Source organism: Roseiconus lacunae (assembly GCF_008312935.1).
Lineage (GTDB): Bacteria > Planctomycetota > Planctomycetia > Pirellulales > Pirellulaceae > Stieleria > Stieleria lacunae.
In genome coordinates, this window is record NZ_VSZO01000001.1 from 757,080 (window position 1) to 784,006 (window position 26,927).

The window sequence follows — 26,927 nt, forward strand, 5'->3', positions numbered from 1 at the left end:
ACCTGAAATGTCTGGCATCGGCACAACGCCGGATTGTCAAAGGATTTCCGGCGGATTCGACGCTTGCAAGGCAAGCAAAGTACAATACAAACCCGATTCGGAGCTCATCGTAAATGAGACAGGATTTACCGCAGGCAGTCTGCTCTCGAACATCGGGCAGCGGCCTTGCGGTGTTATATTTCTTAGCAGACCTTCGATTCCACCGGTGATCAATCGATCGATGACAAAAACGATTTACTTCGCGATGGTTTGGATCACATCGGCGCTCGTGTTGACCGACGTTGTGACACCTGTATCAGCGAATGAGGTCGCGTCGTCTGACAAAGTCGCTGGGTTTGAACGTTCTCTGCAATCGTTCTTCGAGAACCACTGCAATGATTGTCACGCCGACGGGGAACACGAAGGCGGGCTTGCCCTCGATGAACTTTCGACAGACCTCTTAGACCCAGCAGTGTTCGCCAAATGGGTCACCATTCATGACCGGGTGCAATCGGGTGAAATGCCTCCGCCCGACGGAAATCCCCCGGAACCTGAACAACGACAGTCTTTCCTTGAGACATTAAGCGTCCCACTGGAACGAATCCATCGGTCCCGGCGATCAACTGTTTTGCGGCGGCTGAATCGGCAAGAGTACCAGAACACGATGAACGATCTGTTCGGCACACAACTGGAGCTCTCCGGATTGCTTCCCGAAGACGCGCGGTCTCATGAATTCGATAACGTGGGCGAAGCGTTGGGACTGTCGATGGTGCATCTGGAACGCTACATGGATGCCGCATCCAAGGTACTTGATGCCGCGATCGCAACATCCAATGAACGGCCCAGCGTCGATCAAATTTCGGCTTGGTACAAAGACACCCGTGAAGCGGAGAAGCATGTCGGGTCAGCATGGAAGTTGCTCGATGATGACTACATGGTTCGTTTCGAAGGCGGTGGCTATCCCTCCGGGATGCTTCGCAACACCAACGTCGAGCGCCCTGGACGTTATCGCATTCGAATTACCGGCTATGCATACCAAAGCGACCAACCGGTGACCTTTAGTGTTGGCGGAACCAGTTTCGCCGCAGGCAGCGAAAAGCCGATTTATGGTTACTTTCGGCTGCCGCCCGGGGAACCAACAACCATCGAATTGGAAGCCTGGATCGAGCGACGTTACATGATCGCGATTGAGCCTCACGGTATCACCCATCCGAATCGCTACAAGCAAGCGAGCATTGACGAACATGCCGGGCCGGGGTTAGCGATCGGCGAGGTATTTCTCGAAGGCCCGTTGCTCGAACAGTTTCCCAGCCGTGGCCATCAACTAATTTTCTCCGGTATCGATCGCCAGGAAGTCATGCCCCGGAATCCGCGTGACCGACTGAAGCGTTGGTATGTCCCCAAGTTTTCGATTGAAGCCGACGAACCGAATTCGTTGGCTCGGAAATCGCTCCGCCGAGTCGCCGATGCGGTAATGCGAAAGCCGATGAAAGAGGAAGCACTGTCACCCTACGTCGATCTGTTTTCGCAGCGAATGCAAGACGGTGAATCGATCGAGCAATCCTTGCGCACCGCCATCACCGCACTGCTGTGCTCGCCGGGATTCTTGTATTTCCAAGAATCGCCCGGTCGTTTGGATGACCATGCGATCGCCAATCGCCTGTCCTACTTCCTGCATCGGACCTGTCCCGACGAAACCCTGGACGCACTCGCTCGCGAAAGCAAGCTTACGGCAGACGGTGAGCTTCGCATACAAACCGAGCGTTTGATGAACAGCCCACGTTTCGAACGCTTCCTGGTTGACTTCTCGAACAGTTGGCTCGACCTTCGCGAAATCGACTTTACCGCACCCGATCAAAAACTTTTCCCCGAATACGATCCATTCCTTCGCCATTCGATGCCGCTAGAAACGCTGGCGTTTTTGCGAGAGGTCATCGAGTCCAACCTGCCGGCGCGATCGCTAGTCGCCCCCGAATTCGCGATGCTTAACGAACGTTTGGCGGAACATTACGGTCTGGAAAATGCTGACGTTCGTGGCACGCAGATTCGCAAAGTCACTTTGCCGAACGATTCAATCCGCGGCGGCTTGTTGGCTCAAGCAAGCATCTTGAAGGTCACCGCCAATGGGACCAACACGTCGCCGGTGACACGCGGGGCTTGGGTGATGGAACGGATCGCCGGGGTCACACCTCCGCCGCCCCCGCCAGGAATTCCAGGCGTGGAACCAGACATCCGCGGGGCGACAACATTGCGAGAATTGCTGGACAAACATCGCAACGCGGACAATTGTCGGGCGTGCCACCAAAAGATCGATCCACCGGGTTTCGCAATGGAATCTTTCAACCCGATCGGCGGCTATCGGGAACGCTATCGATCGTTGGGAGAAGGCGAACGTATCGACCTTAGAATCAACAATCGGCGCGTCGCCTATAAACTTGGGCCACCGGTTGATCCCAGCGGTCAGCTTGCCGGCGGTGAAGCATTTTCAGGGTTCACTGAATTCCAAAAACTGCTCGCCGAACAAGATAGAATGCTCGCTCGGACGTTCGTCACCAAACTACTGACGTTTGCCTGTGGCCGCGAAATGGGTTTTTCCGATCGTTCCGAAATTGAGCGGATCGTTGAATCAACGTCGGACCAGCAATATCCCCTGCAAGAGTTATTGCATGCTGTGATTGCCAGCGACATCTTCCACACCAAGTAGCCACATGATTCGTCAAACCGATCGCTCCAGCTTGGGCGCGTTTCGAAACCGAAAACTATCCCGCCGCCATCTGCTGCGCGGTGCAGGCGCAGGCATCGCGCTACCAATGTTGTCAGCGATGCGACCGGCGTTCTCGGCAAGGCCAACGCCACCGCCAAAGCGTCTGATTGCGATCTGTGCCGGACTGGGATTCCATGGGCCTCACCTGTTTCCCGCCGCGGAAGGTCGGCTCGATGCGACGACGCCGTACTTGGACAATCTTCGTGATCACTGTGATCAAATGACATTGCTGTCCGGGCTATCACATCCCAACCAAAATGGGAATAACGGGCACGCGTCTGCGATGACTTGGCTGACGTCTGCTCAGCGCCCGGGTTTAGCGGGATTCAAAAATACCATTTCGCTCGATCAATTGATCGCGTCAAAACTCGGTGGCGTCACACGACTGCCATACCTGTGTTTGTCGAGCGGAAATGGATCGCTCTCGTGGACGGCGAACGGCGTCAACATCCCCGATGAGCAGTCGCCGGCAAAGATCTTCCAAAAATTGTTTGTCAACGGAACGGCGGAACAGATTGAGACACAATTGGTCGACCTAAGACGTGGCCGAAGTATTCTCGACACCGTTCGGACCGATGCAAAGCGACTGGAAAAAACACTCGGACCGCGCGATCGCGAAAAACTAGACGAGTACTATTCATCGATTCGTGATCTCGAGAATCGCCTCGGTCAATCACAACAGTGGGTGACACGTCCCAAACCGGTTGTCGACTACGAACCGCCGAGCGACGTCGTCGACAAACAAGACATCATCGCCAAACAAACGTTGATGTACGACATCATGCGGTTGGCGATCGCAACTGACTCAACACGTGTGATGACGTTTTCGATCGGCGGGATGAATTCGGTTCCTAGCAACATTCCTGGTGTCAAAACCGATTGGCATAACCTTTCGCACCACGGCAAGGACGAACAAAAAATCGCCGAATTACGATTGATCGAAACCGCCGAGTTCGAAGCCTTTGCCAATTTCCTCACGATGCTTAAAACAACTCGCGAGGACGACCGAACGTTGCTCGATGGCACGTCGATTTTGTTCGGATCGAACCTAGGTAACGCTTCGTCGCATGATTGGCACAACCTTCCGATCATTTTGGCCGGTGGCGGTTTTCGCCACGGCCGCTACGTCGCCCATGACGCAAGAGACAACACCCCACTGGCCAATCTCTTTGTTTCGCTGGCCCAATGGATGGGAGTAGAAATCGATGCCTTTGGCAGCAGCACCGCCGCCGGCGTTCGCGGCGTTGAGGTCGCTTGAAAATTGAGACTTGGGCAAAGGCCGTCGATGTTCGTTCGCATCCATTTTCTCCCGCGTTGGGAACGGCGGCCTCGTTTCCCGTTTACCCGGACGGCGTGACGGAGACACCATCGCACAACTACAATGTGTTGTCTCGTCTGACGATGCCTTCCACCGACTCTCCCCTTTCCCTTCAGGTTTGCCGTGAAACGTCGACAATTTATCTCCCAAGCTGTCGCCGCAGTTGCCGCCACCAGCCTCGCTCGTCCGCGTCACTTGTGGGCTCAAGAAACAAGTGAAACCGGTTCTCGCCCGGCCAATCACATTCGCCAGTCAATCATGGGCTGGTGTTTCCAACCGATGGATATGCTGGAACTCGCCCAACACTGCAAGCGGATCGGTCTCGAAGCGATGGAAGGGATCGACAGCAAGCTGTACGACCAAGTGACCGACATGGGTCTGAAGATTTCACTGGTCGGTAGCCATGGGTTCGCCAAGGGTCCGATCGATCCCGACAACCATGCCGAAGTCGAATCGAAGCTTCGCAAAAGCATCGACCTGGCCGTCAAATACAATGCCCCCGCGGTGATCACATTTACGGGGATGAAACAGCAAGGTATTAACGATGCCGCGGCTCGCAAGAACTGCTTGGATTGCTGGAAACGAGTGATCCCCTACGCCGAAGAAAAAGGCATCACGCTCGTACTCGAACACCTTAACAGCAAAGCCCACCTGAATCCTGACGGCTCGGTTCATCCCATGAAAGGTCATCCCGGTTACTGGGGTGATGACGTGCACCTGTGCGCGGAGTTAATCAACGAACTCGGTAGCGAACGATTCAAACTGCTGTTCGATATCTATCACGTCCAAATCATGAACGGCGACCTGATCGCCAACTTGAGGCGTTACCAATCGATCATCGGTCACTACCACACCGCGGGTAACCCGGGACGCCGCGAACTAGACGAACGCAACGAAATCAACTATCCGGCCGTGATGCGAGCGATCCTGGACACCGGCTACACCGGTTACGTCGCGCAGGAGTTCATTCCCACGAGCGACAACCCGATCGATTCACTCGAACAAGCCTATCAAGTTTGCGACGTTTGACCGGAACGACAGCCGCATTCGGCGAGCTACAGTGATCCGCCCCAGCCCAACTTTTCACGTAGGGTGCGATAGTCGTTTTGTCCCGGTACGGACAACATCTCGAAGGAACTACTCGCACGATGCACCTTCACCCGATCACCGGGAAGGAGCTGGCTGAGGATTCGCCCGTCGACCACGACACTGGTCGATTCACTGGGATCACCTACGGAAAGTTCGAACACGGTGTCTGCCGAATCGACCAGCGGCCGATACGTCAGCGTGTGGGGACTGATCGGCGAAATCACCACGGCTTGTAGATTCCGACGAAGGATCGGACCTCCGGCCGAAAGGTTATGCGCCGTCGACCCGACCGGCGTCGCCAAAATCAAACCGTCACAGCGATAGCGGGTCGCAAGATTGCCGTCGGCAAAGAGGTCGATGCCCAGGATCTGATAAGGCGGACCGCCAAGCACGGCGACCTCGTTGAGCGCCAGTTGCTTGGCAATCGTTTTCCCCTGGCGGATCAAGCTGATTTCTAACATCAGGTGATCGATCACTCGAAAGACACCGCTGCAGACTTTTGGCCAGACCCCAAGAAAATCGTCCGGGGACAGTGCGGCCAGGAATCCAAGGTTCCCGCAGTTGACGCCCAAGACCGGGATCGAACGGCCTTCGAGTTGCCGCGCGGTTTGCAAAATCGACCCGTCACCGCCAAGAACGATCACCAAGTCGATGTCGGGATCGGTAAACGCATACTCGAACTCGTAGTCCTCGACCACGATCTCGGCATGCTGCGCGATGATCGGGCGCAGCCGGATTGCCTCCGCTCGGACGCGATCGCGGTCGGGGGCGCCAAGGATGACAACCCGTGGCTTGGTCCGGTTTTCACCCGGCCACGTCTTTCCAATGGTCATATTGATGTCGCCGGAATCAGACATGGCGGGCAATGGGCAAGCAGATCAGGAACGATCAGTCAGCCGAAACGGTGGAAGAGCGAAGAACATGATCGATACCGGCTTCCTTTGCGGCCTGCCGGCAGCGATCGGCGAGTGCCTCGGGGCTCAAGCCGCATTGATGAAGCAGGTCGTTGCGATCACCGTGCTCGACAAATCGATCGGGCAGACCAACGATGTGAATGGATCGGGTATCGAGACGTTCGGCGACAGCGGCTTCCAAGAACGCCGAGCCAAATCCGCCGACTTGCGTGTGCTCTTCGGCGGTGACGACGAAGCGTCCATCGGTCACTGCCTGACGCACCATGTCGACGTCAATCGGCTTGGCAAAGCGAGCATTCACAACACGAATACTCAGTTCGCCGTCAAGAAGGTCGGCAGCGGCGAGGGCGTTTTCGAGCGTCGCACCGAAGGCCACGATCGTCCCATCGTCGCCTTCGCGGATCGTCTCGCTCTTGCCGATCTCGATCGGCAAAGGTTCCGATTCAAGCTGCATGGCGGACGTCTTCGGATAACGAATCCCGCAAGGATGATCATGACCCAACGCAGCCGTCAGCATTAGTTCCAACTCTTGGGCATACCCCGGAGCCATCACGACCATATTGGGGAACATTCGCATGTAACCGATGTCATAGACGCCATGGTGTGTCGGACCATCGGGCCCGGTCAAACCGGCGCGGTCCATCATGAAGACGACCGGCAGATCTTGCAGACAAACTTCTTGAAAGATCTGATCGTAGCTGCGCTGCAAGAACGTGCTGTAGATATCGACAATCGGGCGGGCGCCCGACTTGCATTGGCCGGCGGCAAATGCGACCGCGTGCGATTCGCAGATACCAACGTCAAAGAATTGATCGGGAAACTTTTCGCGGACCGGTTCAAGCTTATTACCCTGACACATCGCGGCAGTGATCACCGAGACTTTGCCGTCTGCCGACATTGCGCGACTGATCGCGTCGCGAGCGTGATTGGTGTAAGCCGGCAGCCCATCACTTTTGCGAGTCACCGGTTTGCCGTCGCGATCTTCAAATGCCGGGGGCGTGTGGAAGTAAACCGGATCAGCGGCGGCGGGTTTATAACCGTGCCCCTTTTCGGTCACGACATGCAACAGCACGGGGCCTTTCATGTCGCGAACCATTGCCAGATATTTTCGCAGCAATCCGATGTCATGACCGTCGATCGGGCCGACATAGCGGATATTCAATTCTTCGAACAACATTCCGCCCAGCAAGCCAGCTTTGACGCCTTCTTTCATCTGAGCCAAAAAGCGTTCGGCGGGATCCCCCAGCATCGGAATCTGTTCGAGCAGCTTTCCGATCTCGCTTTTCAGCCCGGTGTAGTAGGGATTGCTGCGAAGACGATCGAGATACCCGGCGACCGATCCGACACGTGGGCAGATCGACATTTTGTTGTCGTTCAAAACGATCGTCAGGTCGTCTTCCAGTTCGCCGGCGTTGTTCAGTGCCTCGAAAACGATGCCACTCGGAAAGGCACCGTCGCCGATCACCGCAACCGTTCGTCGCTCGGGTTCGCCGACCAAGATGTCGCCGCTACGCAGTCCCACCGCGGTGCTAACACTGCACCCGGCATGTCCGGTCATGAACAAGTCGTAGTCGCTTTCGGCCGGGTTGGGATAGCCCATCAACCCGCCTTGAGTCCGAATCGTCGGGAAATCGTGATAGCGGCCGGTGATCAGTTTGTGCGGATAGATCTGGTGACCGGTGTCCCAAATCAAACGATCGGTCCGAAAATCGAACTCGCAGTGCAACGCCAAGCAGAGCTCGACAACGCCGAGGTTCGATGCGAAGTGCGCCGTGCGGGTCGCCAGCAAGTTGCACAATACGTCTCGAATCTCGCTCGCGGTCGATTCAAGCTGCTCCGGGGAGTATCCCTTCAGCGGGCTGGCATCAGTCAATTCAGCCAGGTGAGGGTGATAAGCTTCGGTCAATGGCCCATCCTTCTTCGTGGTTCGCGTGCGTCTGTCACCAATCCGTTGGTGATGGGGAGTGTGTGCGTCAATGAGTTCTGGCCAGCACATAGTCAGCCAACGTATTTAACCGCCAAGCGGCGTCTCCGAAAACCGAGACATGCCCCTTCGCGGACTCAATTAGCTCACCCGCTCGGCGACGGGCACCATCGATGCCCATGATCGCCGGATAGGTCAGCTTGCCTCGCCCCGCGTCTTTTTGCGCTCGTTTACCGAGTTCGTGTTCGTCCGCAGTGTAATCGAGTAAATCGTCGACCACTTGGAACGCCAGCCCAATGTCGGAAGCGTAATTGGCCAGCGATTGGCGCATCGACGCGTCTGCGCCGACCAGCACCGCACCAAGCTGCAGCGATGCGGAAAACAACGCCCCAGTCTTACGCCGATGAATTGCTTGCAATTTTTCCAAGCGTCGATCAAGTTCTTCGCTTGTTCCATCGGTACGTGGGACGGTCTGCGGATGTTCAGCCAAATCGGGGCCAGCTTCGTCGCGTCTCGCCGCGGAATTTTGCTCGGAGCAATCCTGTTCAGAGCGTTCCTGCTCGGCCGATTCCCGTTCGGCGGCCAAATCATCGGCTTGGCCACCGACCAAATTGGCTGGACCGGCGGCAAAAGCGAGTAATTCAACGGCCGTCGCAAGTCGGCTCGGGTTGGAAATCTGACGACACAGGTGGGCAAAGGCCATCGGCTGCAGGGCGTCGCCGGCTAAGATCGCGGTCGCTTCATCAAATTCGATGTGCACCGTGGCACGACCTCGCCGCAAATCATCGTCGTCCATCGCAGGCAGGTCGTCATGAATCAGCGAGTAGGCGTGAATCATTTCGACCGCCACGGCGCCTGGCAAACCGTCTTTGATGTCGCCCCCACAAGCTTCCGCCGCCATCAGCACCAGCGCCGGACGGAGGCGTTTGCCGGGGGCGAGAAGTGCATATTCAATCGCGGCGGTCAGCCGTTCGGGGCATCGCGCGAAGGGGACAGATGGCGATATCGATGTCGGGGCAGTGGTATCGCCAGATTCCAAGTCATCGTTGGCGGCCGCCCAGTCGGGGGCGGAGCCGATCCAATGGGCGGCGAAACTGCCGGAATCCCAACTCGGCGCTCGCTGACAAGCATCGGCAACCGCGTCGCAGAGAGCCCGCTCGACCAGCGGGCGGAAGTCTGCCATGGCGCGATCAAATTGGTCTTTCAGCGGCGCATCCGATTGCGGAGACGATTCGAGGGCAGCGTTGGTGGGTTCGGTGGAGGGGGCAGGCAAGCGATCGAAGCCAAGATATCGAGGGGAAAGAAGGGTCCGCGATTATGGTAGAGTCTAAAAAAGCCCTCCCAGATCGTCCACGTTGTCGGACTCACGTTTTTTGCGTTTTGCCCTCGGCCGAGTCTGCGTTTCGGCCTCTTCATCACTGTGCCTGCAGCTGCCTTCTGACGGACCGCCTTCGACCGGTTCGACATGGGGTGTGCCATCCTCGTCAACCTGGGTTAACAGCGAGATCTTTTGCTCTGCCCGCCGCAGGACTTCATGGCAAAGCTTGATCTTGGCGATGCCTTTTTCGTAGCTGGCCAAAGATTCCGACAGACCGAGTTCGCCGCTTTCGAGCTGTTCGACGATCGCTTCAACCTCCTGCAGAGAGGATTCGAAATCGATGTCGTTCGGGTTCGATGATGCGTTCGATGACGGCGATTGCTTTTTCTTGGCCATAGGAATTCCAGCGAATCGGCGGGTTTCCCAGCAGGAATACGATTTGGGGCCGCCTTCTTGATTGACGTGTCTATTGTCGCGACGTAGATCAGTTTGTCGAGTTGTCGATGTAGTCGACGACCCTGATTTCCCAGGCACGACTTGCGTCTCCCACCGCCCACGCGACCCGGACGCGACTTTTCTACTAATCTGCCATGACTGTTGAACCCGACGCTTTGCCGTCGCTGGTCGATGAATCGCTTCCGATTCACGCGGCGATCGACGCATGCGATGACACCACCACAGACGATGGATTGGTGAGCGATGTCAATGACGATTCGCTCGCAATCATCGATGACAACGATCGTTTGTGGGAAGAGAACGAAGCACTGCGACGACAGTTGCAGGGCGTCTTCGAAGAAATCGATCAGCTCAAACGCCAAAACGCGACCCTCTCGTCACAACTACAAGAAGCCAAGCAATCGTCAAAATCCGCCGAAACAGCATCGGCATCCGGCCAAACCAGGACCAACGCAACCGGTTCCAATGCATCGAGTTGGAACGAACGGAAGCAACAAATAATTGAGCAACTCGAAAACGGCTCGTTCGATGCCGAGGCGTTCCTGTCCAGCCTCCGAGGCGGCCCCGCCAAATCGGCGATCGATATCAAGCCGCCCGGAGATGACGCTGTTGCATCGCCGACGGCTGCTCTCGATCAAGCCACTTCGATGGTCGAGCAGCTTTACGGCGAACTCGTCCAATTGCGCGAGGCAGAGGAGATCTACCAAGATCAATTACATCTTCTGCGTGAAGAACTCGAAACGCTTCACTTAGGGGCCGAACGATCGGGAGGCCCCACTCATCTAAGTACGGGTGATCAACAGGGCACAGGTGATAAACAGGCTGACGCGATTTTGGCCAACGATGAAATCATCGCCCAAGAACGCGAACGACTGACGTTACTTCAAGAGGAGGTCGAAGAGAAACTGCGCACGATCGAAATCCGGTCTTCTCTCGAACGTGCTCAATTTTCACGTCGTTCCAATGAGCTTCAAAAACTGAACGATAACTTGCAGCGTCAAGTCGAAGATCTAAAGCAACGCCTGGACCTCGAAGTCGGTAGCGGTGCGTCGACGCGTTGGATGCAAAAACTAGGACTGGGCGCGAAGAACGACCGGTAGCGTTCGTTCTTTCGGAGCGATCGGCTGATACCTGCATCGGCCGGTCGATTTAGGCATCATCGCCCTCCACTCTGTGAACGCCGCGTCCGCAATCGCTACTTCAGCGGATAGGCGGTGAACTGACTGCTTCGCATCCGCATGCAATCGTCGAATGCCCCGCCAAGGTTGCATACTGGGGACGGATGTCTGTCAGCTTGCGAGCCGACGGCGCTAGCCGCGGGCCCCACTTATTGCATGGCATTTGCGATGCCGGCCCGACGTTAGCGCGTTCGGCGCATGAATTTCGCCGGGTTCTTTGACGCCCTGGTTTCCGAATCGGCTCTATCGCTCGGCCTCTTCACCATAGATCACACCGGGTAGATAGATCACCATTGCGATTACGACCGCGATCATCCAAGGCAGGATCGTCACCGATCCTGCGATCGCGAGCGAGGGAATCGCCAACGCCGGCCCGAAAAGAATGACAATTGTCGCGACGGCGGCAAACGGTGACATCCGCCAACCGGAGACGAACGCAGACATGCAAAGCAACAAACCTGCGATCCCGACCGACCAAACACTCGTGCGGACTCCTAAGACATCGGTCGTCGCATCAAGCGGCAGATCCTGCAAGTGTAAGTCACCCTGGCGTGCGCTGGCAATCAATGCTTCGTCGACGACGCCGGATGCTTGAACCGCAAACGCAAAGACCGTCAATAGCATGCACCCAAGCAACATCCGAGTGTATCCCGATAAGGCCAGCTTCCAACTCGCGTGACGATCGCGTGGGCGTTTGTATTTGCCGCTCCGAGCGTCCGCCAACATCGCCTTGATACGTTGGCGTTTCGCTTCGGCTTGTACTCGTTCATCTCCGGACGAAGAATCGACGACCTTTTGCACGCCTTCCATCACCGCCGCGGCGACTTGCCATGCCTGCTCTTCGGCTTGTTTATTGGAAACACCCTGGCTGACCAGCGATTGCTGTTCAAGTCTTGCCAGCTTACGTCGATCCTCCGCTTCACGTTTCGCCTTGATTTTGTCGGCGAGGTACCGGCACAAACGGTCTCTCACAGAATCTGCTTTGGTGGGGCCGGTAAACGCTTGATCGGCCGCCAACCGAGAACGTATGCCGGCCATCGCTTCGTAACCAAAAACAGCTTCAAACGCTGTCTGCCACGATGGCCCCGCGAAGCGTGCGGCGAAATCACGAAGGCTGTTCTCTTCGATACCTTCGATTCGTAAATCCCGGATAAAGCGTTTGGCATTGTCGAGCGGTGTGCGACCGGCCTGCTCGGCCGTTGCCAACACGGCAAAGTGATACGCGGTCCCCAAGCCAACGCCAACAATCAAACCGATGATCGCTCCGAGCCATAGCCCCATCATCACGGTAACAAAAGTCAGTGCGATCGCGGCCACGCCCCAAACAAGCATTTCAAAGATCGACAGCGTTTCCAGCCAGCGGCGCAGGTGATCGGCAACCGGATGATGGCCCGTCATACCACCGATGACAATGACAGTCAGGCACGTCGCAATCAATAACGCCGGCGGAAGAAGGATCATCGAGAGTGAACCAAACGGCATCGCCAACGTGAGCATCAGCATCACGATGGTCAAGCCTAACAACAACGGACTGGTCAGTCGCGCCATCCGTTGTGTTTTTGCGTAAGCACTGGCAAGACTTTCCCAGCGATCGGCCTGTTCGTTGGTCGGAGAAAACCCAACCGTCAATTCCAACCCTAAGAATGCCTGCAGGTCATCGATCATTTCCGCCAATGACGCGTAGCGTTCGCTCGGCCGCTTCGCCATCGATCTGGCGACGACGCGAGCCAGCTTATCCGGCACCCGTGCATTGACGGCGGTCAGATCTGGCGGCGGGGCGGACGCATGTTGCTGAAGCACATCCGCCGGTTCATCGCCAAGAAACGGCGACTGGCCGGCCAATAAATAAAACAGGCTGCAGCCAAGTGAATAGATGTCCGCGCGATGATCCACGGAACTTGAATCGGCTGACTGTTCGGGCGCCATGTAAGCCGGTGTTCCCACCGCGGTGCCTTGCATCGTGACCTGAGTGCCGCTTTGCAGTCCGCTCAGCAGCGCGCCTTCGCTGACCGGATCCGGGTCGACTTGATCGGGAATCTTGACCAGCCCCAAGTCCGCGACCTTGACGACCCCGTCATCGGCCAGAAGCAAATTCGCCGGTTTGACGTCGCGGTGCACCATACCGTTGCGATGGGCGAATTGAAGTCCTCGTGCCGCCTGCAAGATATACGTGGCGGCTAGCTTCGGTGCGACGCGACCCTTCTCGCGTACTAAATCGGCGAGCGAACCGCCGCGAACCCACTCCATCGAAAAGTAATGCTGCCCGTTATCTTCGCCGAAGTCATAGATTTGAACCACGTTGTGGTGCGTTAACTGGGCCGCCGCGTAGGCCTCACGAGTGAATCGAGCAAGCGATGCGGGGCTACTGGTGAGGCGACCTCGGATCGTCTTGAGCGCGACGTCACGGTCGAGGGACACTTGCTTTGCCTGATACACCGCTCCCATCGCACCACGGCCAAGCAAGCGAATGAGCCTGTAGCCACCGAGTCGCGCCGGCATGTTTGCGGACTCTTGCGCGTTGCGATCCGCCGCCTCCGATTCGGCGGACTTTGAATTTGAGCGTAAGTCGCCGTTTGCGATCGACGCGGCTGGGTCGCGAGAATCCTGGGGAAGCCCGGTTTGCTGAACCCCGTCGCTGCTCGACCCGCCGCGGGTTCGATTCGGATCGATCACCGGGCGCGTCAAATTGGACTGATCGATCGATTCGTCTGGCTTCGCATCCCGCTGGCTGCCGCGACGGGCGGATTGCGAAGCCGCCTCGGTTGGGCGATGCGATGCTGAGCGATGTGCTGACGACTGATTCGCAGACGACGAAGTTTTTTGCTGAGGCTTTCGAACACGCACCTTGGGCGGAAGGTCCTGACTGACCGTCAACAGGAACGGCTCATTGCACTTCTTGCACGTCGGCTTGTATCGGCCCGCCTTGGGGGTACCGAGCGAGAGCGTGGTTTGACAATGAGGACACTTGATCTGCATCGGCGGCGGCAGTCTCGGGCGCGGTGGGGGCAAAGGAGTTGAGAAGCATGCGAGGGGATTGACCCATTGGATTTTAACAACGAATGAAGCCGACCTACGAACCCGACGGAGAAAGATCAGAAACAAAATCCATAAGGATTGCCCTCACTGTCGTCCTCAATTGGCACGCCCCTTGCTTTTTGTAGCCGGCGAACAAAACGCCTGTCAAAGTTGCAGGCAAGGTTTGGAAAGTTTGTCAATCACAGTGTTTCATTCACTACGAGTGATTTGGAGGATTTGAACGATGGGTAATTTAAATTCGGCTCTGTCTCGCTCGCTCGGCAACAGCCCTCTGGCTTTGGCGAGTCGTGAAATGGATGAGTTGTTCGATCGTCTGTTCCACCCGGTCGTGACCAACAACGGGCGTCGCTGGGCACCACCGGTTTCGATTTGGGAAGAAGGCGATCAGTTCCATCTGCAAATGGACCTTCCCGGTTTTACGCAAGAGGATCTGGACGTGTCGTTCGAAGACGGGCATCTGTCGGTCGCGGCGTCCCGAACTCGTGACGAGAACGAATCACGCAAGTACTTGCATGACGAACGTCACTGGGGCGAAGTCCGCCGAGTGATCCCGCTTCCCGATTCGGTCAACCCGGAATCGATCGAAGCGACCTACATCAACGGGGTCTTGGAAGTTGTACTCGCGAAACGCGCCGAAGTGCTTCCGAAGAAGATCGAGATCAAGACGAAGTAATCGTCACGTCGCACTTTTCGCAGGTCTCTCTGGATCGCGGGAAGTGCTCGCCGGCGACACGCCTTGCCGTGTTTCTGGCGAGCGCTTCCCGCGTGTTTGCATCCCTTGTCATGACGACGGTCAACCGTTCTAGTGGTCGGTCCTGACTACCCGACCCGACTCGATCATCGACGCTTGACACTTCCATTCGCATGAACGCCCCTCAGCTCGACGAACAGATTGCCAAGTATTCACGGATTTGCAATCGACTGTCCGACGAAGTCGCACGACTGTTAGTCGGTCAAGAACGTATGGTCTCGCGACTGCTGATCGGACTGATCACCGGTGGCCACGTACTGCTCGAAGGCGTCCCCGGTTTGGCAAAGACGCTCACCGTCAGCTCCCTCGCCAAATCAATCCGAACGGATTTCTCCAGAATCCAGTTCACCCCGGACATGCTGCCGGCCGACGTCATCGGTACCGAAATTTTCAATCCCAAAGACGCGACCTACAGCGTCAAGCGTGGACCGATTTTTTCGAACCTAGTGCTGGCTGACGAAATCAACCGTGCCCCGGCAAAGGTCCAGGCGGCACTGCTCGAAGCGATGCAAGAAAAGCAGGTCACCATCGGCACCGAAACCTTCCGCTTCGCCGAACCATTTCTTGTCATGGCGACGCAAAACCCGATCGAACAAGAAGGAACGTATCCGTTGCCGGAAGCGCAAGTCGATCGCTTCATGTTAAAAACATCCGTCGCCTACCCAAGCCGCGAAGACGAACGCAAGATCGTTGACCGGATCGCCGGCGGTAAACCGGTACCCGAGATCACGCCGGTCGCCACACCGGAGGAAATTTTGGAAACACGCGCGGTCGTCGAAAAGGTCTGGTGTGACGACAAAGTCCGCGACTATGCCGTCGACGTGGTCCGTGCAACTCGTCCCTCCGACAGCACCCCAGGGCAGCCAACCGAAGGATCTACGCCGGCGTTTGAAAACATGATCGAGATGGGCGCGAGTCCCCGGGCGTCGATTTTCCTGCTCAAGGCCGGCAAAGCGCATGCATTCCTGGACGGTCGCAGCTACGTGACTCCGCACGACATCAAGTCACTCGCCCCGGACGTCCTCCGCCACCGAATCGTGCTCACCTACGAAGCCGAAGCGGAAGGCAAAACGGTTGATAGCTTGCTGCAAGACTTGTTGGACAATGTGCCGGTCCCTTGATGCCACAACCTAGCGAACGAGACGTGCCCGAAACGATGCACACCGATCGTGATTTCGCCGCCTGAAAAACCGTCCTCGGATTCCTTGTGCTTTGTTCCAGTTCCATTTTAGGATTAGCCACGGTTTCCGAGCAATAACCGGCGTTCACGCCCGTCGGCTGAAGACTCGCACCCAAATTTCCAAATGGAACAAAGTACCAGTCCCACCATGCTGCCAAGGGAAGTCATTCGACGTGTTCGCGAAATCCAGATTCGTACCGGGCGTCAGGTCGCCGACGTTTTGGCCGGGCAGTACGAATCGGTGTTCAAAGGCCGCGGGATCGAGTTCGACGAAGTACGCCCCTACGTGCCCGGCGACGACATCCGGACGATCGATTGGAACGTGACCGCCCGTGTCGGCGAACCTTACGTCAAACGCTATGTCGAAGATCGCCAACTAACCTTGATGGTGATGGCCGACGTATCCGCTTCGCAAGACTTTGGATCGCACCATCGAAGCAAGCGGGAAGCCACCGCCGAACTGAGCGCACTGCTGGCTTTTTCGGCCAACCAGAATGACGACAAAATCGGTTTGACGCTGTTCCATGGCAACGTCGAACAGTACATCCCGGCTCGTAAAGGCGGCAAACACTCACTGCGGGTCGTGCGTGAAGTCTTGGCCCACGGTCAAGTCGATGCCAAGCGATCCACCGCGTCACCGACGGAGGAAGTTCCATCGAGATCCAAGCCAAAACGGTTCCGTCGTTGGCTACCACCGTTTCGGCGCCGCACTTGGTGGCGAAGCGGACGACAAGCAACCAATATCGCCGGCGCGATGGAGTTCCTGATGTCGGTCTCTTCACGCAAAACGATTTGCTTCGTCATCAGCGACTTTCTTGACGACGATTATTTGCAGCCGATGCAAAGTGCGAATCGCAAACATGACGTGATCGCGGTCTTAGTCACCGATCCCAGCGAGATCGACATTCCAGCGGTCGGCCTGGTCAACCTCGAAGACGCCGAGACGGGCGAGGTCCGTCAGTATGACACATCGTCATCCTCATTTCGTGAAAAAGTTGTCGCGCAAAGCCAACGTCGGATCGATTCTCTACGCCGCCAATTTGTCGCTTCGGGCATCGACTTCATTCACATCGATGCCAGTCGCGACGTCGTCGATCCGCTAGTGAAATTCTTTCACATGCGGCAGCGGAGGATGCGACGATGAACGAATCCGTCCGAATACACGAACGGTTGGCACGACTTGCTGTTTGCCTGTCAGGATGCTTTGCGTTGATCGTCGCTATGGTTGGCGATGCGATCGCGGAACCACTGACCACCACACGGGTCTCCGGACCGGTGACGGTGATCGTGTCGCTTGAACCCGAACAACCGGTCATCGGCGATCCCGTGAAGCTGACCATCGAAGTGACCGCGGAAAAAGACGTCGAAGTCTTGATGCCGGACTTTGGGTCGGCACTCAACCGATTTTCGATTGTCGATTTTGCTCCCAGGCAGACGATCGATGACGACGGGCGGACCGTAGCGACACAAACGTATCGGTTGGATCCGCCTTCGTCCGGACCGCAAGTGATCCCGCCGATCCTGATCGAGTACGTCGATCGCCGCGAGGGCAAAACGCCCGCACCGGAGGGGCTCGACGCGTACGAAATCCTCACCGACCGAATGAAATTCACCGTCGAAAGCGTGCTCCCCGAAGGCACGACGAACGAACTGAAACCGCCACTCGGCCGTTTGGAACCGATCACGCCGTCGCAGATTCCAAAACGCACTGGGGCAATCGTGGCGGCGGTCATCGTCGGCCTCGCGGTGCTTGCCGCTGGTGTGTTCTACTGGAACAAACGCGGCCGGAAAGAACGACAGCGATCGGCCTTTGAAATCGCCGACGCAAGCCTCCAGAAGCTACTGCAAACGCCGAGACAAACCGAAGAACAAATCGATCTTTTCTACGTTCAACTGACCGCAATCATTCGCCAGTACATCGAAGACCGGTTCGACATGCGGGCACCGGAACTGACCACCGAAGAGTTCCTCGCATCGATCAGTCGCTCGCCCGATTTTTCATCGGAGCACCAGTCGCTGCTGCGTGATTTCCTCCGCCACGCGGACTTGGTTAAATTCGCCGGCGCGACGCCTTCGTCCGACGAGATGACTCGGTCGATCGACACCGCCAAACGCTTCTTGAACGAAACGCGACAAGGAGGCGAAGGCGATGGGCATTGAGTTCCGCACTCCCGCTTTCCTGCTGTTGCTCCTGCTTTTGCCGGTCATTTATATGATGGCCGTGGCAACCCCCAGTGTCCTCCGGTTTTCGTCGCTGCGAATTCCCGATCAAGGTGCCAAATCCATCCGGCTCTGGCTATCAAAGTTGCCGGGAATTCTGCTGACCATCGCGTTTGCGTGCTTCATCGTTGCACTCTCGGGCCCGCAGACCCCCAACGCAGAAAGCAGGGTCTCACGCGAAGGCATCGCGATCATGATGGTGGTCGACCGATCCGGCTCGATGAAGGCGCGTGATTTGGTCGAGGGCGATTATAGCGTCGACCGCCTGCAAGTCGTGAAAGATGTCTTTCGACAATTTGTCCTTGGCGATGACGATTCGGGAACAGACGGACGTGATGATGACGCGATCGGCCTGGTCGCGTTTGCAGGATTCGCCGATAGCCTTTGCCCACTGACGCTTGATCACGGCAACCTGGTTTCGATGGTCAACGATTTACAAATCGCCCAGACTCGCCGCGAAGATGGGACCGCGATTGGCGACGCGCTTGCACTGGCCGTCGAACGACTTCGGCAAAGCGAAACGAAATCGAAAGTTGCGATTCTCTTGACCGATGGTTCCAACAACGCCGGAATCATCGCCCCACGGCAAGCGGCCGACGTCGCCCAAGCGAGCGGCGTCAAGGTGTATTGCATCGGCACGGGGACCCGCGGCCGAGCGCCCTTTCCGACGATCGACCCTTTCACCGGGCGGGCGGTACTAACGGAAATCGAAGTCGAACTGGACGAAGACACGTTAAAAATGATAGCCGACAAAACCCAGGGGCAATACTTTCGTGCGACCGACCGCGATGGCTTGCTGGCCGTTTACAAAGAGATCGATGCGATGGAACGGACAAAAGTCACCGAACAACGTTACCTACAATACGATCAGTGGTACCGAGTCCCGCTGTTGGTCGGACTGGTCCTGATGGCGGTCTCGCTGGTTTCCAAAGCCACCGTGTTCCGATCATTGCCATAATCCATTGACGTCTTGCCCATTGTCCTGCTGACGCGACACATGAACCACTTTCGCTTCGAATCGCCACACTGGTCCGCGACGTTCTGGATCGCGCTGCCGGTGTTTGTCGTTTTGGCTTGGTTTCTGTATCGGCGGTCAACGGTGCTGACACGTCTGGTGTCAACCTTGATGCAAAAACGATTGATCCGCCAACCGTCGCCACTGCGTCGCATCGTGGTGTTGGCACTCTATGCCATCGCGACGATTTGCTTCGTCTTCGCATTGATGCGACCACAATATGGATTGCGATACGTCAGTTCGCCCAAAATCGGTGCCCAACTGATGTTTTGTTTGGACGTCAGTAAGTCAATGCTTGCCGAAGACGCCGCGCCGAATCGACTTGACCGAGCCAAGGCGGACATCACCGAACTACTGTCATACCTCGACGGTGACCAAGTCGGACTGATCGCCTTCGCCGGACGTGCCAGCGTCCTCTGCCCGATGACCACCGACTATGGATTCTTCCGACTGATCCTTGACGGCGCCAGCCCCAACAGTGTCGGACGCGGAGGCACCAGTTTAGAAGAGCCTCTTCGCAAGGCGATCGAAGGCTATCGTGAAGGTGGCGATGTGTCCCGCATGGTGGTTTTGATCACCGACGGCGAAGACCATGATTCGCGTCCAATGGATGCGGCCGAAGAAGCCAGGGAACGTGGCATCCGCATCATCGCCGTTGGCCTTGGCGATGAAACCGGCAGCGAAATCCGACTTACCGATTCACAAACAGGCGGCACCAAAACGCTGCTCGACCAAGACGGCAATCCGGTCATCAGTCGCTTGGATGGCGAAACCCTTCGTGAACTCGCCCTGGCAACCGACGGCGTTTACATTCCTGCCGGCACCGGTCGGTTGGACCTAAAGTCAATTTACGAAGCTCATCTGCAACCATTGGTCCGCGATGAACTTGAAAACGAACGTCGTGCGGTCAGACAGGAGGCATTTCAATGGGCGATCCTCGCCGGCTTGATCTTGACCGCGATCGCTATTTATCTCGGCTCACGCCCGGCAACGGTTCGGGGCGAGGATGCCTCGGGGGAGTCTGCGTCGAAGCTGACCGTGCACGCGGCGACGCTTCTCCTGATGCTTGCCCTCGCGTCGCCGTCGATTGCGATCGCAGAAACGCCGAATCCCAAAACACTCAATACAGACGCCGTCGCGACTGCCGAAGCATCGTCTGAATCCGAATCGTCAAAGACACCATCGCCAAAAACATCTCTGGCCGACACAGAAACGCTTGACGTCCGCGATCAATACAACCGAGGATTGAAGCTTCTCGGATCATCATCAATACAACGTCTTGATGATGCCGAACAGTATTTTATCAGTGCCCGAGACCAAGCCGACACTGATGGCGAGTTGCGTTTTCGATCGACGTATAACCTCGGCTGGGTTTCGGTTCAGAGAGCCGACTTGCTCATCAATTCGCCGTCACAACAAGCAAACGAGTCGTTGACGCAGGCACTCACGCAGTTGCAACAAGCGGCGGACTGGTTTCGCGATGCGGTGCGGCTGCGTCCAGAGTCCGACGATGCCCGCCACAATCTTGAAATTGTATTAAAGCGAATCATCCAGCTTCGTGATCAGATCAATCGCAACGAAGCCGGGGACGTGATGCAACAATTGCAGGCCCTGATCGAATCCCAACGAACGCGTTTACAATCCTTGCGAGGATTGGTGCAGCAGATCAATCGATCTGATGATCCGAATATCGTCGACGAGTATCGCGCCCAGTTCAACCGTGCCGCGGTCGACCACCGAGTCGCCTTGTCAGACCTCGAAGGCCTGGTCGAAGCCGTTGCCGATGAAATCGATGCGATTGCGGCGAAAGACGAATCGGAAAAGACACCCGAAGATGCCGTCCGCGAACTGCAACTTCAAGCCGCCGCCGAACATTTGGCAACCGCCGGACAGCGACTCGGCGCCACACGAAGTCAACTGCGTCGTCGCCAATCGATGCGAGCCTTTCGCCGGGCTAGCGCGTCTCTTGATGAGCTAAAACGAGCCCGCGAACAACTGCTCGACCCGCTCAAAATGCTCGACGGACTTCTAGCCGATGCCACACCGCATTTGCGCGAGACAATTCTGATCGCCAGCGAAGACCCAACCACCTTCACACCGTCGGAAAAAACTGCCACACCCGATCCCGTTCCGGCGTGGATCGACCAGGAATCTCTACAAGAGACACAGGCCAATCTGTCGACCCGTACCAATGAATTGTCCAATCGTTTGACCGCAGGTCTTGAAGCGGCCGACAATCAAGAGCAGACCGACCCTTCCGAAGATCCTCAAGCGGCACAACGTCAAGCCAAACTGCTCCGGCAGATCCGACTCGCCCTCCCATCGCTCGAAATCGCGCTCGACCACATGCGACGCTCTGAAACTGAACTGGCGACGCCGAATTACATCCAATCGATCGAACACCAAGTCGCTTCGATCAAAAGTCTGCGACACGCTCGCGAACAGTTCGCCGACTTGCGAGCGTTGATCGAACTCGCGGCCAATGGTCAGCAACAAATTGCCGAAGTATCGTCTGCATGGAACGAATCGATTGACGGCGCTGATGCTGCCCCTCAGGACCCTCCCCAGCTTGATCCCGCTGTCACCAAAGACCTGATCGCCCGGCAACAATCCAACATCCGACGTGCCGAACGGATCGCCGGCTTGATCGCCGAACAATTGCAGCAACTCGATACTGCGAGCGAAACTGATCCATCATCAGAGCAGGGCACGGAGCAAAACAGTGATCACGAAAAGGAACGCTATCGGCTGGCGAGTCAACTCGCATCAAATGCGATCGAGCAGATGAAAGCGACCAACCAGTCACTCGCAGAAGCTGCGAAAACAAGTGTCGACGAGGCGTCCGCAAAGGACGTTCCAGATGAATCAAAGGACGAAGCTGAACGTCCCAAAGCAGAAGACACGGAATCGGAGAACACTGAAACGGAACCGAAAGACGCCGTCCCATCGAATCGGCAAGTCAATCATGCCGCCGAAGCTGCCCAAGACGCCGAGGACGCACATCAATCGCTTCAACAACTTCGCCGACTGTTCTTCTCGTTGATCGAACACCTACAAGAAACCGCCCGACGGCAATCCGAATTGAACGATCAAACACAGCTGGCCGTCGGACTTCGATCGCAAGCCGATGCCGATGATGGATCGTCCGAAAAAGCTCGGTTCGCGGAACTAGCACAGGAGCAAGCGGAGCTTGCCGAGGTCGCGACCCAATTGGCGACCGCCTTCGAAGAACAGTCGCAACAATCACCTCCACCGGAAGCACCGGAGCAACAACAACGAGCGATGCAAGAATCCGCACAGAAAAGCCTGCGTGCCTCCGAGTTAATTGGCGAAGGCAGCGAATTCATGAACCAGGCGAAAGGAGACTTGGCGAACGAAACCGAAGCGCGTCCCGATCCGACCGATGTACAAACGAAAGCACTGCAAAAATTGCTCGAAGCACTGCAAGAACTCCAACCACCCCCAGATCAAGCACAGCAAGAACAATCGCAGCAGCAAAACCAGTCCCAGCAGGACCAGCAACAAGATCAAGATCAGCAGCAGCAAGAACAACAACAGCAGCAAGCTCAACCGCAGTTGGATCCCTCTCGGATTCTGCAAGCGGTTCGAGATCGTGAAGCCCAGCGTCGCCGAGAACGCGAAATGAATCTCGGCACACGACAAGCCCCGGTAACAAAGGATTGGTAATGAAGGGTTTCATTGTTCAAAGCCATCCTGACCGAAGGCATTTGCCGACCGCGATTCAGCGGGCAATCGTTTGCCTGGCGGTCATCGCGATGCCGACGTTCGCTTCGATGACCGCGTCCGCCCAGGACGACAAAGAGGTCACCGTCGAGATTGCCAAACAAAAGCCGCCCCATTATGTCGGGATGGGCGTGACGCTTCAGTTCACGGTCCACGGCCTGGAAAGCAAGCCCAAACCGACCTGTGAAATCAAGTCATCCGATCCGGCAATCGGCGGAACCGTAACTAGCGTCTCACCACGGATCTTTCAGCAACTTTATCAATCCGGAGGCCAACTCCGCCGAATTCAAAACGTTACCCATGTGGTCCAAGTGCAAATCGATTCCGACCGCGCGGGGACGTTTGATGTCGGACCTTTCATTATCCGCCAAGGCAACACCGAAACCGAAGTCGATTCGATCAAACTGACGTTCCAGGACGTCCCCGAAAACGACGAAATGCGAATCGAACTGGTGATGCCCGAAGTGGCGTACCCTGATCAACGCGTCGAGATCGAAGTCCGCTGGGCGTTCGCAGGCGAGACCGGCAACATTAATTCACTGCTAGTCAGCTCACCGGTTTTCGACCAGTTTCGCTTTGTCCCCGACGAACAAGGCGATCGTCGGTCCGCGAAGATGCCCATCCGAACGTCGCAGGGCACCGTAGCATTAAAGGCGACGACCAGTTCTGAAACCATCGACGACGAATCCTTCACGGTGTTGTCCGCCAAACGCACGTTCATTCCAGATCGATCGGGCGAATACGATTTCGATCCGATCAATGCGACGGTGCAATTGGTCACACGTTGGCAACAACAATCGTTGGACATGGGCGATTTTGGTTTTGGCAGGTCGTTGCTCGAAGAAGCCTTTGGTGGGCGATCACGTCCGGCGGAAGTCCAACTATTTCGGGTGACAGGCGACCCGATCCACTTCGAAGTCAAACCGTTCCCCGACCGGGGACGCCCGGAAAGCTTCGCCGGGGCCGTCGGCTCAGGATTCGCGATCGATGTCGCCGCCGATCGAACGGTGCTACATGCCGGAGATCCGATTCGCTTGTCAATCAATTTGCGTGGTGACGGAAACCTTGAAAACGCTACCTTGCCATCACTCTTTGCCGACGGTGGCTTAGATCGTGAACGCTTCCAAGTTCCTGACGGTGACGTCACTGGTATCTACGATCCGGAAACGTCCAGCAAATCATTCGAAGTGCTGGTGCGAATCGAAGATGAATCGGTCGATGAGATTCCGGCGCTGGCGTATTCTTGGTTTGACCCACAGGCGGAACGCTACCGCACGACCCGGTCAAGTCCGATCGCGATGCGGGTCAAGCCAGCCCAGATGGTCACGGCCGATGCGGTCGTTAGTTCCAATGTGAACCAAGCCGGCTCGACGACCGATGCCCAATCAGACGGCACATCACGAAACTCAGGCGAGCAGGACGAACCGAATTCCACTGCTTCCCGGACAGAACAATCGCTTGTCTTGACCGGAGCCGACCTATCAATCACGACAGAGCCATCGGTGTTGTTCGCATCAACGGAAGGCTGGCTCGCAAATCGCGCGTTTCAATGGTCGGCGTATGCGATTGGATTGCTTTGTTTGATCTGGTCTTTCATCGACCGGAAACGTCGTCGCGTCGACCCATCACTGCGGCAAACCAAAACCTTGGTTAGCCGTTTACGCCACGAAATCGAGTCGGCCGTTCACCTACCCGAGAAACCTGCCGCCGCACAGGTCGCCGACGCCTTGCGAAAGGGGCTTCGCGAACTTCATTGGGTCGACCGCGACGCAGTACAAACGTTGATCGGTAAATGCGAAGCGATCGAATTTCGTCCCACTGACTCAGCCGACAAGAAGCTAGACCGAGCCCTGATTGACGACGCGATCAAGCACATCGGCGATGGATCGCATCGCCGACGCGTTTGACCAATTGGTCGTCGATCCGTTAGGCCGCGCGGCGCCGACCGAGGTACTGCGCGATCGCTTCATCGGTCGCCGTAAACGCGGGACCGAACTGAGAGACATCCATTTCGGCGAGCAAGCCAAGGTCTCGATTTTCAAATCGATCGATTCGGCGTCGCAAGTAAGTCGGGCCGTCTAGCTTAGGAAGCAGATTTGGATTGTCAGACTTGGCGATCCAATAATCGCCCAGCGCCAAGTAATCGACGTCCATGTACCCGAATGACTCCAAGGCGTCTTCGGCGCTATCGACGATCGCTTCACCATTCACGTTAAAGCTGGTGTTAATCACGATCGGCAATCCGGTCCGTTGATCGAATTCCGTGATCACATTGAACAAATCGGCATTGGCATCGGGGCTGACCGATTGCACCCGGGCGGTCATGTCGGCGTGAACGATCGAGGGAGCCAATTGTTGTGTGTGCTCCAAGGCTCGTCCGATTAGCAACATGAAGGGCGACTCATCTTCGAGCTCGAAATACTCGGTAACGCGATCGTGCAAACAGGCCGGGGCGAACGGGCGGAATTCCTCGCGATGCTTGACGCGAGCATTGAGAATTTCTTTCATATTCGCAAAGCCTGGGTGAGCCAACAACGAACGATGTCCGAGAGCCCGCGGACCGAATTCAGCTTGCCCGACACAGCGGGCGACGATCGCACCTTCAACCAATGCGTCGGCGATTGTCGCATGAATCGAATCGGGACGGCTTGCGACCACATTGCGTCGCCGAAGTGTGGACTCGATTTCGTCATTTTGGACGTTATGGCCAAAGTAGCATGAACGCAGGCGCACCGATTTCAATCGATTCGCTTTGGCGATGGCCAGTTGAGCCGCACCGACCGCACACCCATCATCGGCGGCAGCGGGATAGATAAAGATTTCGTCGCAATCTGTGTTTTGGCGAATCGCTTCGTTCATCAAGCCGTTCAGTGCTACGCCGCCGGCAAGGGCGATGTTGCGATGCCCGGTCTTCTTCATCGCTTGGGTGGCCAACTGGACACCGATCGATTCGGTCAACGCCTGAATCGAAGCGGCGAAATTGAAGTGTTGCTGCTCGAAAGGCTCGCCGGGCTGACGCGCCGGAAGCAATTGATGCAATTTTTCGGTGAACTGAAAGACGACGTGACCATGGGGACCGAGGTCATTCAAACGCAAGTAATCCGTCTCGTTGAATTGCAGTGTCGCATCGCTATTGACGGTCACCATGCCACGCAAAGCTTCTTCGTAAACCGGACGGCCATAGGCTGACATCCCCATCACCTTGTACTCATCCCCCATGGTGAATCCGAGGTGCTGAGTGGCGAACAGGTAAAAGATCCCGACGCTGTGTGGCCAGCGTGTCTCGCTGACCCGTTCCAACTCGCCGTCGCTAGCCGAGTACGCCGTCACGGTGTCCGCTTCGCCTTGGCCATCGATGACCAAAACCGTCGCCGCATCGAAACCCGAGTTGTAGTACGCCGAGGCCGCATGTGTTTGATGATGGTTGAAGTACTCAACCGGGATTCCATCCATGTAGCGATCGATCGTCTGTTCGATCTGGCGATACTTGACGGCCCAGTTCCAATACCAAGTGATGCGTTTGATCAGCATCCGCTTCGAAGCGTCGTCGATTACCAAGGTCTGCAAGAACTGCTGCAGTCGCAACGCCGGTTGGTTCCGCGCTTCAATGTCAACATATTCAAGTTGCGGCAAACCGTTGTAAAGAAACTGCTTCACCTCAGAGCCGATCGCCGACGAAGACACACACTGATCGATCAAATGGTGCAGAGACTTTTCCACGAACTCTTCGGCTCGGAAATTCACCGCCACCGAGCGGATCTTGTAACCTTGCTGCCGAGCCAATTTGCAACACTCATGAATGCCGCCGATGGGAAAATGCCAATCGTGCTTTCGATTACTCAATCGTTCTTCGGCGATCGCATGAATGACACGCCCGTCGCTTGCATCGACCAACGCGACGGCGGCGTCATGCCCAAACGCCCCAAGCCCCAAAACGGCTGTCTGGGGATGCTCATCCGCGGCGACCAAATCAGGGTAGGTCGCGCGCAAAGTGGTGTTCAGGTCTGGTGTGAGTGATCCGGTCATGATGCGGTTGCCCCG

At 56.5% G+C, this 26,927-nt stretch carries 17 protein-coding genes; 11 read left to right on the forward strand and 6 right to left on the reverse strand.

The window, feature by feature from the left end:
• Positions 1-220: 220 nt before the first annotated feature.
• The 3 genes from FYC48_RS02585 to FYC48_RS02595 all read left to right on the forward strand — a co-directional run bounded on the left by FYC48_RS02585 (position 221) and on the right by FYC48_RS02595 (position 5,090).
• A complete protein-coding gene (locus FYC48_RS02585) occupies positions 221-2,683 on the forward strand; it encodes a DUF1592 domain-containing protein (protein WP_160149286.1) in 2,463 nt (820 codons plus the stop codon).
• 4 nt (positions 2,684-2,687) lie between these two features.
• Positions 2,688-4,001, forward strand: coding sequence for a DUF1552 domain-containing protein (locus tag FYC48_RS02590; protein WP_149495119.1), 1,314 nt, complete (start codon positions 2,688-2,690; stop codon positions 3,999-4,001).
• A gap of 183 nt (positions 4,002-4,184) precedes the next feature.
• Positions 4,185-5,090: a TIM barrel protein gene (locus FYC48_RS02595; RefSeq protein WP_230780263.1), complete on the forward strand. Its 906-nt coding sequence runs from the start codon at positions 4,185-4,187 to the stop codon at positions 5,088-5,090.
• Positions 5,091-5,116: 26 nt separating this feature from the next.
• Here the strand turns inward: FYC48_RS02595 and FYC48_RS02600 are convergent, their stop codons facing one another.
• From FYC48_RS02600 to xseB, 4 genes are all read right to left on the reverse strand, one after another.
• Positions 5,117-6,007, reverse strand: coding sequence for an NAD(+)/NADH kinase (locus tag FYC48_RS02600; protein ID WP_230780266.1), 891 nt, complete (start codon positions 6,005-6,007; stop codon positions 5,117-5,119).
• A 31-nt stretch (positions 6,008-6,038) separates the two neighbouring features.
• The gene (dxs, locus tag FYC48_RS02605; RefSeq protein WP_149495120.1) at positions 6,039-7,970 is read right to left on the reverse strand and encodes a 1-deoxy-D-xylulose-5-phosphate synthase; all 1,932 of its coding nucleotides are present in this window, start codon (positions 7,968-7,970) and stop codon (positions 6,039-6,041) included.
• Positions 7,971-8,037: 67 nt separating this feature from the next.
• Positions 8,038-9,171: a polyprenyl synthetase family protein gene (locus tag FYC48_RS02610; protein WP_149495121.1), complete on the reverse strand. Its 1,134-nt coding sequence runs from the start codon at positions 9,169-9,171 to the stop codon at positions 8,038-8,040.
• Positions 9,172-9,315: 144 nt separating this feature from the next.
• The gene (gene xseB, locus FYC48_RS02615; protein WP_149495122.1) at positions 9,316-9,702 is read right to left on the reverse strand and encodes an exodeoxyribonuclease VII small subunit; all 387 of its coding nucleotides are present in this window, start codon (positions 9,700-9,702) and stop codon (positions 9,316-9,318) included.
• Positions 9,703-9,896: 194 nt separating this feature from the next.
• Between xseB and FYC48_RS02620 the strand changes: the two genes are divergently transcribed.
• Entirely contained in the window at positions 9,897-10,862 is a 966-nt protein-coding gene (locus FYC48_RS02620; RefSeq protein ID WP_149495123.1) for a hypothetical protein, read from the forward strand.
• 321 nt (positions 10,863-11,183) lie between these two features.
• On the opposite strand, the gene FYC48_RS02625 is transcribed toward FYC48_RS02620, so the two are convergent.
• Positions 11,184-13,916 (reverse strand): serine/threonine-protein kinase, encoded by a 2,733-nt coding sequence (locus tag FYC48_RS02625; protein WP_149495124.1) that lies wholly within the window; start codon positions 13,914-13,916, stop codon positions 11,184-11,186.
• 283 nt (positions 13,917-14,199) lie between these two features.
• On the opposite strand from FYC48_RS02625, the gene FYC48_RS02630 reads away from it, so the two are divergent.
• The 7 genes from FYC48_RS02630 to FYC48_RS02660 all read left to right on the forward strand — a co-directional run bounded on the left by FYC48_RS02630 (position 14,200) and on the right by FYC48_RS02660 (position 24,793).
• Positions 14,200-14,649: an Hsp20/alpha crystallin family protein gene (locus FYC48_RS02630; protein ID WP_149495125.1), complete on the forward strand. Its 450-nt coding sequence runs from the start codon at positions 14,200-14,202 to the stop codon at positions 14,647-14,649.
• A 191-nt stretch (positions 14,650-14,840) separates the two neighbouring features.
• Positions 14,841-15,848 (forward strand): AAA family ATPase, encoded by a 1,008-nt coding sequence (locus FYC48_RS02635; protein WP_149495126.1) that lies wholly within the window; start codon positions 14,841-14,843, stop codon positions 15,846-15,848.
• Positions 15,849-16,031: 183 nt separating this feature from the next.
• Positions 16,032-17,051, forward strand: coding sequence for a DUF58 domain-containing protein (locus tag FYC48_RS02640; protein WP_230780285.1), 1,020 nt, complete (start codon positions 16,032-16,034; stop codon positions 17,049-17,051).
• The gene (locus FYC48_RS02645; protein ID WP_149495127.1) at positions 17,048-18,067 is read left to right on the forward strand and encodes a protein BatD; all 1,020 of its coding nucleotides are present in this window, start codon (positions 17,048-17,050) and stop codon (positions 18,065-18,067) included. Before FYC48_RS02640 ends, FYC48_RS02645 begins: the two co-directional genes overlap by 4 nt.
• Positions 18,057-19,085, forward strand: coding sequence for a VWA domain-containing protein (locus FYC48_RS02650; RefSeq protein ID WP_149495128.1), 1,029 nt, complete (start codon positions 18,057-18,059; stop codon positions 19,083-19,085). The genes FYC48_RS02645 and FYC48_RS02650 overlap by 11 nt, the downstream gene beginning before the upstream one ends.
• 39 nt (positions 19,086-19,124) lie before the next feature.
• Positions 19,125-22,829, forward strand: coding sequence for a VWA domain-containing protein (locus tag FYC48_RS02655; protein ID WP_149495129.1), 3,705 nt, complete (start codon positions 19,125-19,127; stop codon positions 22,827-22,829).
• Entirely contained in the window at positions 22,829-24,793 is a 1,965-nt protein-coding gene (locus FYC48_RS02660) for a BatD family protein (RefSeq protein WP_149495130.1), read from the forward strand. Before FYC48_RS02655 ends, FYC48_RS02660 begins: the two co-directional genes overlap by 1 nt.
• A 19-nt stretch (positions 24,794-24,812) precedes the next feature.
• Here the strand turns inward: FYC48_RS02660 and FYC48_RS02665 are convergent, their stop codons facing one another.
• On the reverse strand, positions 24,813-26,912 hold the full coding sequence (locus tag FYC48_RS02665; protein WP_149495131.1) for a carbamoyltransferase family protein: 2,100 nt from the start codon (positions 26,910-26,912) through the stop codon (positions 24,813-24,815).
• Positions 26,913-26,927 lie beyond the last annotated feature (15 nt).